Annotated in this window: 15 protein-coding genes; 9 read left to right on the top strand and 6 right to left on the bottom strand. The window is 69.3% G+C overall.

The window, feature by feature from the left end:
• Positions 1-22 precede the first annotated feature (22 nt).
• A complete protein-coding gene (locus EZE58_RS17030; RefSeq protein WP_167560970.1) occupies positions 23-250 on the bottom strand; it encodes a hypothetical protein in 228 nt (75 codons plus the stop codon).
• A gap of 97 nt (positions 251-347) precedes the next feature.
• Complete coding sequence (locus EZE58_RS17025; protein WP_063250628.1) at positions 348-761, bottom strand: phage holin family protein; 414 nt, start codon at positions 759-761, stop codon at positions 348-350.
• A gap of 251 nt (positions 762-1,012) precedes the next feature.
• On the opposite strand from EZE58_RS17025, the gene EZE58_RS17020 reads away from it, so the two are divergent.
• Both EZE58_RS17020 and EZE58_RS17015 read left to right on the top strand, forming a co-directional pair.
• The gene (locus tag EZE58_RS17020; protein WP_167560968.1) at positions 1,013-2,344 is read left to right on the top strand and encodes an MFS transporter; all 1,332 of its coding nucleotides are present in this window, start codon (positions 1,013-1,015) and stop codon (positions 2,342-2,344) included.
• Positions 2,345-2,481: 137 nt separating this feature from the next.
• Positions 2,482-3,951, top strand: coding sequence for an oligopeptide:H+ symporter (locus EZE58_RS17015; RefSeq protein WP_063250630.1), 1,470 nt, complete (start codon positions 2,482-2,484; stop codon positions 3,949-3,951).
• A 63-nt stretch (positions 3,952-4,014) separates the two neighbouring features.
• On the opposite strand, the gene EZE58_RS17010 is transcribed toward EZE58_RS17015, so the two are convergent.
• Complete coding sequence (locus tag EZE58_RS17010) at positions 4,015-4,773, bottom strand: winged helix-turn-helix domain-containing protein (RefSeq protein ID WP_082835002.1); 759 nt, start codon at positions 4,771-4,773, stop codon at positions 4,015-4,017.
• A 135-nt stretch (positions 4,774-4,908) separates the two neighbouring features.
• Here EZE58_RS17010 and EZE58_RS17005 point away from each other — a divergent pair, with 135 nt between their 5' ends.
• Entirely contained in the window at positions 4,909-6,021 is a 1,113-nt protein-coding gene (locus EZE58_RS17005; RefSeq protein ID WP_236586986.1) for an MFS transporter, read from the top strand.
• Between the two features lie 6 nt (positions 6,022-6,027).
• Here EZE58_RS17005 and EZE58_RS17000 read toward each other — a convergent pair whose 3' ends face one another.
• Positions 6,028-6,873: a CPBP family intramembrane glutamic endopeptidase gene (locus tag EZE58_RS17000; RefSeq protein WP_167560964.1), complete on the bottom strand. Its 846-nt coding sequence runs from the start codon at positions 6,871-6,873 to the stop codon at positions 6,028-6,030.
• A 92-nt stretch (positions 6,874-6,965) separates the two neighbouring features.
• On the opposite strand from EZE58_RS17000, the gene EZE58_RS17785 reads away from it, so the two are divergent.
• Entirely contained in the window at positions 6,966-8,147 is a 1,182-nt protein-coding gene (locus tag EZE58_RS17785; RefSeq protein WP_009375541.1) for a molybdopterin molybdotransferase MoeA, read from the top strand.
• A 10-nt stretch (positions 8,148-8,157) separates the two neighbouring features.
• Positions 8,158-9,273: a ThiF family adenylyltransferase gene (locus EZE58_RS16990; protein WP_009375543.1), complete on the top strand. Its 1,116-nt coding sequence runs from the start codon at positions 8,158-8,160 to the stop codon at positions 9,271-9,273.
• 13 nt (positions 9,274-9,286) lie between these two features.
• On the opposite strand, the gene EZE58_RS16985 is transcribed toward EZE58_RS16990, so the two are convergent.
• Together EZE58_RS16985 and moaA are read right to left on the bottom strand one after the other, a co-directional pair.
• Positions 9,287-9,532, bottom strand: coding sequence for a MoaD/ThiS family protein (locus EZE58_RS16985; RefSeq protein WP_009375545.1), 246 nt, complete (start codon positions 9,530-9,532; stop codon positions 9,287-9,289).
• An 8-nt stretch (positions 9,533-9,540) separates the two neighbouring features.
• Positions 9,541-10,629, bottom strand: coding sequence for a GTP 3',8-cyclase MoaA (moaA, locus tag EZE58_RS16980; RefSeq protein ID WP_009375547.1), 1,089 nt, complete (start codon positions 10,627-10,629; stop codon positions 9,541-9,543).
• A gap of 38 nt (positions 10,630-10,667) precedes the next feature.
• Between moaA and EZE58_RS16975 the strand changes: the two genes are divergently transcribed.
• Genes EZE58_RS16975 through EZE58_RS16960 form a run of 4 tightly spaced genes read left to right on the top strand, consistent with a single transcriptional unit; the run spans position 10,668 to position 13,166 of the window.
• Complete coding sequence (locus tag EZE58_RS16975) at positions 10,668-11,882, top strand: molybdopterin molybdotransferase MoeA (RefSeq protein ID WP_009375549.1); 1,215 nt, start codon at positions 10,668-10,670, stop codon at positions 11,880-11,882.
• Positions 11,867-12,349, top strand: coding sequence for a cyclic pyranopterin monophosphate synthase MoaC (gene moaC, locus EZE58_RS16970; RefSeq protein ID WP_009375553.1), 483 nt, complete (start codon positions 11,867-11,869; stop codon positions 12,347-12,349). Before EZE58_RS16975 ends, moaC begins: the two co-directional genes overlap by 16 nt.
• A complete protein-coding gene (locus EZE58_RS16965; RefSeq protein ID WP_009375554.1) occupies positions 12,346-12,768 on the top strand; it encodes a molybdenum cofactor biosynthesis protein MoaE in 423 nt (140 codons plus the stop codon). The genes moaC and EZE58_RS16965 overlap by 4 nt, the downstream gene beginning before the upstream one ends.
• Positions 12,765-13,166 carry a TOBE domain-containing protein gene (locus EZE58_RS16960; RefSeq protein ID WP_009375555.1) on the top strand — a complete coding sequence of 134 codons (402 nt, stop codon included), beginning with the start codon at positions 12,765-12,767 and terminating at the stop codon, positions 13,164-13,166. The genes EZE58_RS16965 and EZE58_RS16960 overlap by 4 nt, the downstream gene beginning before the upstream one ends.
• Positions 13,167-13,215: the final 49 nt, after the last annotated feature.

Below are 13,215 nucleotides of genomic sequence, written 5' to 3'. Positions count from 1 at the left end.
CAGGACCGGCAGTCGACCCGGGTCAGGACCGGCGGTCGACGATCCAGTGGTAGATCATCGGCAGCATGAAGGCCACCGCCGCGGCGAGGAGACCGGCCCAGAAGACCACGAACTCCGTGCCGACAGGGGAGGAGAAGGCCGCGCCGAAGAGGTAGATGGAGAAGATGAAGAGCGCGAAGGCGACGATGAAGACGACGACGTCTGCGAAGTTCGCCTTGCTCTGGCTTCTCTGCGCGACAGGGTTGGACATATTCTCCTCCGAGCGGTGGAACGGGTGATGGTCGATCGGCCATCAGTCTACATGCCGTAGAGAGCGGACCCCGGCATTGAGAGCCGGACCCAGGCATTCAGTCGCGGTCGCGGCTGCTGTCCGGGGCGAGCCACCCGAGCAGTGCGGAGACGATCGAGACGATGATCGCTGCGAGGATCGCCTGGAAGAAGAACGAGTCGATCGTGAAGACGAAGGGCGTGAACCCGCTCAGCCAGCTTGTCAGGGCGAGCATCGCGGCGTTGATGACGATCGAGAACAGGCCCAGGGTCAGGCACGTGATCGGGGCGGAGAGGACGCTGAGGATGGGTTTGATGAACGCGTTGGCGAGTCCGAAGATGAGGCCGATGACGAGGTAGGAGACGATCGTCGCGGCGATCGGTCCGGTCTGCTCCTCGACGACGCTGTTGCCTTCGATGGCGACGCCGGGAAGGATCCATGCGGCAACCCAGATCGCGAACGCATTGATGCCGACTCGGAAGAGGAAGTTCATGCTCGTATCCTCGCAGACTGGTCTGCGTCCTTTCTGAGTCGGGCGTGGGAAACCCGTGTCCGGACCGACCGTTTCTGTGACAGGGGTCCGTGACAGGTTTCCGTGACAGAGATCAATGCCCCATGTCGGCCGTCACCGGGTAGGGTGGTGGGCGAACCCCACTTCGACGTGCATCTACCGAGTGCTGTGCAGCAGTCCACCACGGCGGCACCGATCCTCGCCGATGGGGCGAGGCAGAAATGACGATTGCCATGCCGCACACCGATCCGCTCCGACCGCAGTCCCCGACCGCAGGTCTCCCGGCCCCGAACTCGGGCCCCGCCGAATCCGAGGGCACCGCCGAATCCGCGGGCCCGGCCACATCGCCCACCCTCCTCTCCGCGGTGGGCCTCGGCTACTTCCCGCTCGCCTTCCTCGCCCGACTGCCCTATGCGATGGTCGTCGTCGGCGTCCTCACCCTCGTCGTCGCCGGTCGCGAATTGCTGAGCCTCGGCGGACTCAACTCCGCCATGGTCGGGCTCGGCACCGCGATCTTCGGCTCCTTCATCGGCGCCGCCGCCGACCGGTGGGGGCAGCGCCCAGTCCTCCTCGTCGTCGGCACCCTCAACAGCCTCGCCCTGATCTTCCTCGCGTGGGTCGTCTTCTCACCGCTTCCCGACGCCGTCGTCCTCATCGCCTCCTTCGCGATCGGCGCCACCGCCCCACAGGTCTCACCGATGTCGCGCTCCCGCCTCGTCGACATCATCCTCGCCCGACTGCCCGGCGGACGGCAGGCGAAGGTCCTCAACGGCACCATGGCCTACGAGTCGGCCGCAGACGAGGTGGTCTTCGTCTTCGGCCCCTTCATCGTCGGGCTCCTCGCCACAGGGTTCTCTCCCGTGGCACCGATCATCGGTGCAGTCGTCATGACCGTCGTCTTCGTCTCCGGCTTCGCCCTCCACCCCAGCGGTCGCCTCGCCGCGAACGGCCGGAACCGCGCAGGCACCAAGGGACCCGTGCGCGGGCTCTTCACCTCGGGCATCGTCGTCGTCGTCGCCGGCGTCTTCGGCATCGGCCTCGTCTTCGGGTCGACCCTGACCTCGCTCACCTCGCTCATGAACGATCTCGGCCGGCCCGAACAGGCGGGACTCGTCTACGGCGTGCTCGGCATCGGCTCGGCGCTCCTCGCGATCTCCGTCGCCCTCTTCTCCCCGCGCTTCGCCCTCTGGGCACGCTGGCTCTGCTTCGCCCCGCTCCTGCTCGCCGGCACGATCGTCCTCGCCGTCTCGACGTCGATGCCCGCCGTCGTCGTCGGCCTCCTCCTCATGGGCACGGCGATCGGTCCCACGCTCGTCACCCTCTTCAGCCTCGCCGCCGAGCGCAGTCCCCGCGGCCGTTCGGCGACCGTGATGTCGATGGCCGGGTCCGCGATCATCGTCGGCCAGTCCGTGGCCTCCGCGGTCGGCGGAGTCCTCGCCGAGGAGGCCGGAACGGAGACGGCCATCATCGTCCCCATCGCTGCCGCCCTCGTCGTCCTCAGCGCGGGTCTGGCCAACCTCCTCGTGCGCTTCCGGACCCGGAAACGAGACGTGGTTCACACCTAGATTCCGCTTGTTGGGACGCCGTGTCCCAGAGTGGCCGAAGTGTGCTCTGAGCCATGTCGTGGGAGTAGGATGACCGACTGTTCAGAGTGAATCACGCCTCAGAATGCGTGATGACATGACACAACGGAAAGCACGATATGTCTTCTAGCACAAGGACGACTGAGGTCGTCTCGAGCGATACGCGGTTCTTCGGACACCCGCTGCCGCTCATGCAGCTCTTCAGCCTCGAACTGTGGGAGCGCTTCTCCTACTACGGCATGAACGGCATCCTGGCCCTGTACCTGTACTTCAAGGTCACCGACGGCGGACTCGGTCTTCCGCAGGCCACAGCGGTCGGTATCGTCGGCGCCTACGGCGGTGCCGTCTTCCTCGCCACGATCCTCGGCGCGTGGGTCGCCGACCGCCTGCTCGGGGCGGAGAAGGTCCTCTTCTCCTCGGCCATCATCATCATGGCCGGTCACATCGCCCTCGCGCTCGTTCCCGGCTTCGGCGGCGTCGCCGTGGGCCTCATCCTCGTCGCCCTCGGTTCGGGTGGACTCAAGGCCAACGCCTCGGCGCTCGTCGGAGAGCTCTACGAGGAGAAGGACCCGCGTCGTGACGCCGGCTTCACGATCTTCTACATGGGCGTCAACATCGGCGCCCTGCTCGGACCGCTCATCACCGGTCTCCTCCAGCAGAACATCGGCTTCCACTACGGCTTCGGCGCAGCCGCCGTCGGCATGGCCCTCGGTCTCATCATCTACGCGACAGGCCGGAAGAACCTCCCCGCCGAGTCGCGGGTCGCTGTCAATCCGCTGCCGAAGTCGAAGGTCTACCTCTTCGTCCTCGCCGTCGTCGCCGCCGTCGTCCTCGCAGCGCTGCTGTGGATGACCGGCCTCATCACCCCGGAGAACCTCGACTGGTGGATCGCCGGCATCTCCGCCGGAGCCGCTGCGTGCTACGTCATCGTCATGTGCACCTCGCCGCAGACGAACGCCGACGAGCGCTCGCGTGTCCTCGCCTTCATCCCGTTCTTCCTCACATGTGTCGTGTTCTGGTCGATGTACCAGCAGATCTTCGGAGTGCTCACCGTCTACTCCGACGGTCAGCTCAACCGTTCGATCTTCGGCTGGGAGATGCCGATCAACTGGATCCAGCTCATCCCGGCGTTCTTCGTCATCGTGCTTGCCCCAGTGCTCGCGTCGCTGTGGATGAAGCTCGGCACCCGGCAGCCCTCGACGCCGATCAAGGCCGGACTCTCGCTCATCCTCATCGGCATCGGCTTCCTCATGTTCCTGCCGTTCTCGGATGCGCCGGCGAACTCGACGCCGCTGCTCTGGGTCGTGCTCATCCTCATCGTCTTCGTCCTCGGTGAGCTGCTCATCTCCCCGGTGGGCCTGTCGTTCTCGACGAAGGTCGCCCCGAAGGTGTTCCAGTCGCAGATGATCGCGGTCTTCTTCCTTGCCTCCGGTGTCGGCACCGCGCTCTCGGGTGTCCTCGGCGGTTACTTCGATCCCGCGAACCAGGTTCCCTACTGGACGTCGATCGGCGGCACGTCTGTCGTCCTCGGACTCCTTGCGCTGACGCTGACGAAGCCGATGCTCAAGGCCCTGCGCGGCATCCGCTGACTCAGCGAACCGCACAGCGTTCGTCTGACGCCGTCCTCCCGGATCTCCGGGAGGGCGGCGTTCTCAGTTCGGTGTGTGGGGGTGCGCGGGCGCTCCGGTGAGCCAGTTCGCGATCGCCTCGGGTGCGAGGACACGGAGGTCTCGTCTGCCGGCTCGTCGGGCGATCCAGCCCAGGCCGGTCATGCGGGTCATGATCTCGGCTCCGAGTCCCCCGGCGAGGTGGTGGCGCTGTTCCGACCAGTCCATGCACACCCGGATCAACGGTCGCCGCCGAGCATGGAGAGAGGCGAGGTCGATGCCGATCCGGCCGAACATCGCCTCGGCGGCAGGACCCAGCGCGTACGGTGCGGTCGCGACCCGGCTGCTCAGCTGATCGGCGGCCGCGGGCGCGGGGCCGTCGACGCCGTCGCCGCGGGTGAGAGCGTCCTGTTCGAGGAGACCTGCGAGCAGGTCGATTCCGAGGCCTCCCGCGAGATGGTCGTAGCACGATCGTGCGACCCGCAGTCGCTGCCATCTGTCCACGGTGGCCAGACCGACCGGGCGCTCGGTCTTCGCGAGCGGAAGGAGAGCTTCGATCGCGGCGACGACACGCAGATCGGTGATGCGATAGCGCCGAGTCCGCCCGGACGCCTCGACGGTGACGAACTCAGCGGCCTCCAGGCGGGCCAGGTGCGAGCTCGCCGTCGATGCGGATACTCCGGCGATCCGTGCGAGGTGACCGGCAGGTCGCGCGGCGCCGTCGACGAGCTCGATGAGCATCCGGGCGCGAGAGCGATCCGCGAACAGTTCCGCGACCCCGGCGAGATCGGGCTGTGCTTCCATGCCCACCAGTATCCCTCCGCCATCGTTCGATCGCCGTCGAACGATCCCTGTCCGAGGATGGGGTCCATGAAGCCATGCCCACCGACACAGTCGACAAGCGGGAGTCCGCTGCTGCTGACAGTGCTGTGCGTGCCGATGTTCCTCGTCCTGCTCGACGTGCTGTCGATGAACGTCGCCCAACCCAGCCTGGGTCGCGCGTTCGACATTCCCAGGAGCCAGTGGTCGCTCCTCGTCGATGCCTACACGGTGCCGCTCGCGCTCGGGCTGCTCCCGGCCGGGTGGCTCGTCGATCGCCTCGGGCCGCTCCGCGTGCTCTTCTGGGGCCTGGTCGTCTTCGCAACGGCCTCCGGGCTCGGGGCAATCGGATGGTCGTGGGGGACGGTGCTCGGTGCCCGCGGCGCGCAGGGCATCGCGGCAGCGGCGATGCTGCCGGCCGGGCTGGCCGCACTGACGACCACGTGGGCGGAACCGGCACCGCGAGCAAGAGCACTGGGGATATGGTCAGGGGTGAGTGCGGTGGCGACCGCGATCGGACCAGGCGTCGGCGGGCTGCTCGTCGCGGCCCTGGACTGGCGGGCGGTGTTCTGGGTCAACGTGCCTCTCGTCCTCACGGCGCTCTTAGGCACCGCACGGCTGCTCCCCGCCGGCGATGCGGCCGACGAGCGCGGGCGACCGGAGAGTCTGCGCTCACTGGTCGTCTCGGTCATCGTCGCCGCGGTCATGACCAGCGGCGCCAATGGAACGCTCCAGGTCGTCACTGTCCACCTCCAGGACGAGCTGCACCTCGCAGCCGGCCCCGCAGGAGCGATCCTGCTGCTGGCGACCGCGCCGTTCGTCATCCTCGGACCGGCCTCCGGCAGACTCGTCACTCGTTGCGGCCGCCGCGCCGTCGCCTGCAGTGGCCTGCTCATCGGCGGGGTCGGTCTCCTCACCCTGGGCCGGGTGCCCGGCGTGCCCGGCCTCATCCCCGGTCTGCTCGGGATCGGCATCGGCCTGGGCCTGATGACCGCCGCCATCGTCGGTGAGACCATGGCCGCCTGGCCGAACCGCCCAGGACTCGCCGGTGGTCTCAACAACGCGTTCCGGCAGTTCGGCACCAGCGTGGGTGTCGCCGTCGGCGGCATCGCGACACTGCACACGACGGGCGGCCCGCTCCTCGAACGCACCGGGATGACCGCCGGACTCTGGTGGATCGCCGGAGCCGTCCTCGTCTTCATCGGCTTCGGACGGAACCGGTGGCGTCGTTGAGGCCGGTCAGACCCCGATGAAGATCGGCAGCGCTTCGGGGTGGTGGGCGGAGACGATCGTGAGGAAGACGATCGCGTCGAAGAGGAGGTGGACGGTGACCGTGTACGGCAGCGACTTCGTCCGGGTGAAGATCACCGCCTGGACGAGGGCGAAGGGGATCGTCAGCAGCGGGCCGATCGACTGGTAGCCGAGCTCCCAGAGGAACGAGACGAAGATGATGCTCATGAGCACGTTCGCCGTCCAGAAGTCGAAGTGCCGCCGCAGCAGCGCGAAGACCGTGCAGATGAAGAAGAGCTCGTCCCAGAGCCCGACGGCGTTGACGCCGATGAAGAGGCGGAGGATCTCATGCCATTCGGTCACCGGCGGCCAGTTGAGGTAGACGCCGGTGCGGATGAAGTACTGGGGGAGGACCGCCCACGCGACGACGACGACGAAGACGAGCCACGCCCATTCGAGCTTCGTCCACGGCACCCCGTGCCGGCGGGGGTAGACGATGCTCCTCTCCTTGAAGCAGTACCGGGTGATGAGGAAGGGGATGACGACGACGGCGGAGAGCACGAGACCCATCCGCAGGATGTTGCCCCACGAGATGTCGGCTTCGACGGAGATCGCGGAGATGAGGGCGAGCGCCCCGGCGATGACGGTGAGGTCGCGGGCGAAGCTCACCGTCGTCGTCCACGCGAGCCCGACGCCGGCGAGCATGGGCGCATACCCCCACGCCTTGAACTCGGGCAGATCGGTGCCGATGCCGAAGAGGACGACCGCGGAGACCGCGATGAGTGCGGCCGCGAGACCCGGCCAGGAGACGACGCTCCACCGCTGCTCCTCGGTCTCGTCCGCCACGTCGTCCACGTCGCCCACTCTAGTGGAGACGCCGACCCGGGCCGGGCATTCGTCGCCGGCCCCGCCCAGGTCTTAGGATCATCGGAGACGAAAGGACGCGTGTGGAACCCGAGGACTACTCCCGACTCATCGCCAGGGACCTGCCCGCGAGTGCGGAGACCGTTCCCCTCGCCGAGGCGGTCGGTCGGATCCTCGCCCGCGACGTCCCCGCACCGGCCCCGATCCCCGGGTTCGCCACCTCGGCGATGGACGGCTTCGCCCTCGACGCGCCCGCCCTCGATCGGGCACGGACGGGGGAGCCGGTGCCTGTGGCCGGCGACATTCCGGCCGGTCACGCGCCGGTGCCCATCCCGAGCGGCTGCGCGGTGCGGGTGATGACCGGCGCCGAGGTCCCCGACTCCGCTGCGGCAGTGGTGCCCGTCGAGCTCACCGACGCCGAGCGCACCGGAGTTGTCCCCGCATCGATCACCGTCACCGGCCTGCCCGACCCGGTCGTGCCCGGCTGGAACATCCGCGACGTGGGGGAGGACACCGCGGCCGGCGACGTCGTCGTCCTCGGCGGTCAGCGCCTGGGCGCCGCAGGGATCGGGACGCTCGCGATGCTCGGCATCGAGGCCGTCGACGTCGCCCGGCCGCTGCGGGTCGGACTCGTCGTCACCGGCGACGAACTCCAACCCGGTGAGGGCGCCCCGCGGATCCCGAACTCGAACCTGCCTATGCTCGCCTCCGCGCTCGGATCGCACGGCTTTACGGTGCTGCCGGCGACGAGCAGCGATGACCCGGTCGAATTCCTCGCCGTCCTCGACGACCTGCTGCCCGAGGTCGATCTCGTCATCACCACCGGAGGCATCAGCGCAGGCGCCTACGAGGTCGTCCGCGCCGCCCTCGAAGGGGAGTGCTCGGAGTTCCTCCGCGTGGGGCAGCGTCCCGGGGGACCGCAGGGGCACGGGGAGCGGGCGGGCACACCGCTGCTCCATTTCCCGGGCACCCCGGCCGGCGCGTACCTCTCCTTCCACCTCTTCGCCCTGCCCCTGCTCACCGGCACCGTGCTCGCGCAGCGCTGGCGTCGCGGCCTCTACGAGGGACCGGCCCTGCAGGGACACCGCCGGGGTGTCTCGCTCGTGCCCGCGACGATCGCCGTCGATGGGCGCGTCGTCCCGGCGGCGCGGGCGCGGCTGCGCGACTTCGCCGGTGCCGACGCGATCCTCAGGGTGCCCGCGGCTCCCGGTGGCATCGCGGACGGAGACGGCGTCGACATCCTGCCGACGGGGCCCGGGATCTAGACTGGATGCCATGGACCTCTCCCGCTACACCCGCCAGATCCGGCTGCGCGGATTCGGTGCCGAGGCACAGGAACGACTCGTCGACGCGCACGTCGTCGTCATCGGCGCGGGCGGTCTCGGTGCCCCCGTCCTCACCTACCTCGCAGCGGCCGGGGTCGGCCGCCTCGACATCGTCGACCCCGATGTCGTCGAACTGAGCAACCTCCACCGGCAGTTCATTCACGCCGAGGACGGCGTGGGTGCGCGCAAGGTCGATTCGGCGGCCGCGCGCCTGCGGGGGCTGAACTCGACGATTGAGATCGTCACCCATCCCGTCCTGCTCACCGCCGACAACGCCATGGACATCCTTACCGGCGCCGACATCGTCGTCGACGGCAGCGACAACTTCGCGACCCGCTACCTTGCCAACGATGCGTGCGAGATCCTCGGCATCCCGCTCGTGTGGGGGACGATCCTCGGCTTCGACGGACAGGTCGCGGTCTTCGACGCCCGGCACGGTGCGACCCTGCGCGACCTCTTCCCCGACGTGCCCGCACCCGGTTCGGTGCCCGACTGTGCGACCGCCGGCGTCATCGGCGCCCTGTGCGGAAGCATCGGCTCGGCCATGGCGATGGAGACGATCAAGGTGCTCACGGGCATCGGGACGCCGCTGCGCGATGCGGTGGCGATCCACAGCAGCCTCGACGCCTCGTGGGAGACGATCCCCGTCGCCCGCGACCCGCAGCGCGAGCCCGTGACGAGCCTCGACGCCCACCGTGCGGCACTGGCCGGTGCACCCACACCCGAGGTGCCAGTTCCGACCGACGACGCGGAGGCCGCGGCGATCGGATGGGACGAGGTCGGGCCGCAGGATCGCCTCATCGACATCCGTGAGGACGCCGAGGTCTCCGCCGGTGCCGTCGCCGGCGCGCGGCACATCCCCATGGAGGCCCTGCTCGCCGACCCCGCGAAACTCCTCGGGTCCGGGGACGAGATGAAGACCGGACGGATCGCCCTCTACTGCCGCTCGGGAGTGCGCTCGGCGCGCGCTGCCACCGAGCTGCGCGGCCGCGGCTTCGACGTCGTCACCGTCACCGGCGGCTACCTCGCCTACCTCTCCCGCACCGACGCCTCGCCGGTGGCCTGAGCAGGCGTTCAGGCTAGCCGCCGGCGAACGGCGGGAGCACGTCGACGGTGTCCCCGTCGTGCAGCGCCTCGGCGCGGTCCCGGCGGGCGACGGCGTTGACGAGGAACGACGACCGGGAGAGCACGGTGACCGCCTCGGCGGAGGCACCATCGGCGAGCACCGCGACGAGCTCGTCGAGGGTGGCGGCCTCGACGGTGGACTGACGGGTGCCGAAGGCCTCGCGGGCAGCGGCGAAGAAGCGGACGTTGACTGCGGTCACGGGTGCTCTCATCCTCCGATGGCGCTCATCGGCCGCTGCGGCTGGGTGAAGTCCGCGGAGTCCATGCCGTGTCCGGCGAGCTTCGCCCAGTGAGCGCCCTTCCACAGGTTGGCGATCTCCTCATCGCTCGCCCCTGCCCGCAGGGCCGCGAGCAGGTCGACCTCGGTGCGGGAGAACAGGCACGTGCGCACCCGACCCTCCGCGGTCAGCCGTGTCCGGGTGCAGTCGGCGCAGAACGGGCGGGTGACCGAGGCGATGATGCCAACGTCGCCGAGGATCGTCTCCGGGTCCTCGCGGGCGGCGACGCGGAACTTCTCCGCCGGTGCCCCGCCGCGTGGGGCGGAGTCGGGGGTGAGGACGAACCGCGGTTCGAGGAGGGCGAAGACGTCGGCGGCGGTGATCATCGTCGAGCGCTGCCACGAATGTCCCGCGTCGAGGGGCATCTGCTCGATGAACCGCAGGGAGAGGTCGTTCTCGAGGCACCACTGGAGCAGGTCGGGAGCCTGATGGTCGTTGACACCGGGCAGGAGCACGGCGTTGATCTTCACCGGGTTGAGGCCGGCGGCCTTCGCCCCCTCGATGCCGGCGAGGACCCGGTCGAGGAAGGGGCGGCGGGTGATCTCGGCGAACGTGTCCGGGTCGACGGTGTCAAGCGAGACGTTGATCCGGTCGAGGCCGGCGTCGCGCAGCCGCTGGGCGCGGTTGTCGAGCCCGATCGCGTTCGTCGTCAGGGCGATGTTCGGCCGCGGCCGCAGGGCGGCGACCCCGGCGATGATGTCGGTGATGTCGTGGCGGGTGAGGGGTTCGCCGCCGGTGAACCGGATCTGGTCGACGCCGAAGCGTTCGACGCCGATGCGGGCGAAGCGGACGATCTCCTCGGCGCTCATCGCGGCATCGCGGGGCATGAACTCCACGCCCTCGGCGGGCATGCAGTAGCTGCAGCGGAGGTTGCAGAAGTCGGTGAGGGAGATGCGCAGGTCGCGGGCACGCCGACCGAAGGTGTCGAGCAGCGAATCCTCCGCGTGCCCCGTGAACGTCGTTCCCGGATCGAGAGTCGGAGTCCTCAGGACCGGGGTCGGGAGACTGACCTTCCGCATTCGTCCTCCTTGTTCTTTCCCTTCGCTATCATCGTCCCATGACCAGCGCCATCATGCATCGTCGTCGCGTCGCTGAGACGATCTCTCCGCTGCTTGGGACCGAGACCCGGCCGTTGGCCGACCTCCTCGCCGTGCCGCGGCGCCTCGCCGCCGACGTCGTCTCCGGCATCGACGTCCCCGGCTTCGACAATTCGAGCATGGACGGCTTCGCGATCGCCGCCGACACGTTGCGGACCGCCTCCGGTCGCCCCATCCCCGTCACCGGTCAGGTCGCCGCGGGCGCGCACGGGCACCCGGTCGCCCCCGGCACCGCGGTCGAGATCATGACCGGGGCCCCGGTGCCGCCGGGGGCGGACACGATCGTCCCCATCGAGGCGACGTCCCCGGGACGCTTCGGTGCTCCCGAGATCACCGTCGACCTCCCCGCCGAGGCGGTCGAACCCGGCGCGTTCGTCCGCCGCCGCGGCAGCGACGTCGACGTCGGAACCACCGTGCTCACCGCGGGTGCCGAGCTCACCCCCGCCCGCCTCGGCGTGGCCGCCGCCTGCGGGGTGGACGCCCTCGACGTCGTCACGCTGCCGCGCATCCTCGTCCTCTCCACCGGCGACGAGGTCGCCGCAGGCGCTGAGGCGGGCATCCACGACGCCAACGGGGTCACCCTCACCGCCGGCCTGCTCCGCCTCGGCGCCGAGGTCGAGACCCTGCACGTGCCCGACGATCCGCGTCTTCTCCTTGAGGCCGTTGCCGCCACCGACGCCGACCTCGTCGTCTCCACCGGCGGGATCTCGAAGGGCGCACGCGAAGTCGTCCGGCTCGCCGCGGACCTCGACCCGGACTCGGCAATGGTCTTCGAACCCATCGCCATGCAGCCGGGCGGGCCCCAAGGGTGCGGTCGGCTGGCCGGACGGGCTTGGGTGGCCCTGCCCGGCAACCCGGTGAGCGCGCTCATCAGCTTCGAGATGTTCCTCCGACCGGCTCTCCTCGGCCTCGATGCCGAAGCGGACGCCCGTCCCGCCGCCCACCACCAGCTGGCGGCCGGACTCGACGAGACCCCGCCGGCGGGCAAACTCCAGGTCCGGCGCGCCCGCCTCACCGACGACGGCATCGTCTTCGTCGGCGGCTCCCGCTCCCACCTGCTCCACAGCTATGCGGAGAGCACCCACCTCGTCTTCCTCCCTCCCGTCGACGCACCCGAGTCCGACAGGCTCTTCGCGCCCGCGGGGGATAGGCTGAAGACGTGGACAATCGACTGAACCTCACGCACATCGACGAGACCGGGGCCGCCCACATGGTCGACGTCGGGGACAAGGACGTGACGAAGCGCCGCGCCGTGGCGACGGCGCTCATCACGACGCGCCCCGAGGTCATCGCCCTCATCACCGAGGCGGGACTGCCCAAGGGCGACGCCCTGCCGGTCGCGCGCATCGCCGCTGTCATGGGTGCCAAGCGCACGAGCGACCTCATCCCCCTCTGCCACCCGCTGCCCCTGACCGGAGTCGACGTCGACTTCACCCTCGACGAGACGAGCGTGCGGATCACTGCGGCGGTCAAGACCGTCTCGAAGACGGGCGTCGAGATGGAGGCGCTCACTGCGGCATCGGTGGCGGCCCTGACGATCTTCGACATGATCAAAGCCGTCGACAACCAGGCGGTCATCGGCGACATCAAGGTGATCGAGAAGTCCGGGGGCCGCAGCGGAGACTGGAGGCGGTCGGCATGAGCGTGATCCGCACCGGAATCGTCGAGACCCCGATCAGCACCGACGAGCTTGCTCCCGAGGTCGTCACCGCGGCGTCCGGAGCATCCGTGACCTTCTCCGGCATCATCCGCGACCACGACTCGGGCAGGGGAGTCGAACGACTCGTCTACGAATCCCATCCGCTCGCCGACCAGCAGCTCGCCGAGGCGGCCGCCGCCGTTGCCAGAGCCCACCCGGAGGTGCGGATCTCCGTCGTCCACCGGGTCGGGGAGCTTCGCATCGGCGACGTGGCGCTGGCCGCCGTCGTCGCCTCCGCCCACCGCCGGGAGGCGTTCGCCGCGTGTGCAGAGCTCATCGACGAGGTCAAGGACAAGGTTGCGATCTGGAAGCACCAGTACTTCTCCGACGGCGACGACGAATGGGTGGGAGCGCTCGAATGACCCGGCTGCGCATCAGCGACGCCGCCCGCTTCCTCGGCGTCAGCGACGACACCATCCGCCGGTGGATCAGCGACGGGCGCCTGCGTCAGCACAAGGACGCCTCGAACCGCTCGGTCGTCGACGGCGCCGAACTCGCCGCGCTCGCCCAGGACTCCGCCGGAGCCCTCGACGATCCCACCCATGTGCGCAGCTCGGCCCGCAACCGCTTCACCGGACTCGTCACCGACGTCGTCATCGACGGCGTGATGGCCCAGGTCAGCCTCCAGTGCGGTCCCTTCCGCGTCGTCTCCCTCATGTCCGCCGAGGCGTGCCGTCAGCTCGAGCTCGAACCCGGCAGCCTCGCCACGGCCGCGGTCAAGGCGACGATGGTCTGGATCGACACCGTCGGCGAGGAGTGAATGATCGGGAACGAAATCTCAGATACTGACAGAATGTGGTGAAAACTCC

This window comes from Brevibacterium sp. LS14, from assembly GCF_012027885.1.
GTDB lineage: Bacteria > Actinomycetota > Actinomycetes > Actinomycetales > Brevibacteriaceae > Brevibacterium > Brevibacterium casei.
This window is presented reverse-complemented; position numbering and strand designations above follow the sequence as displayed.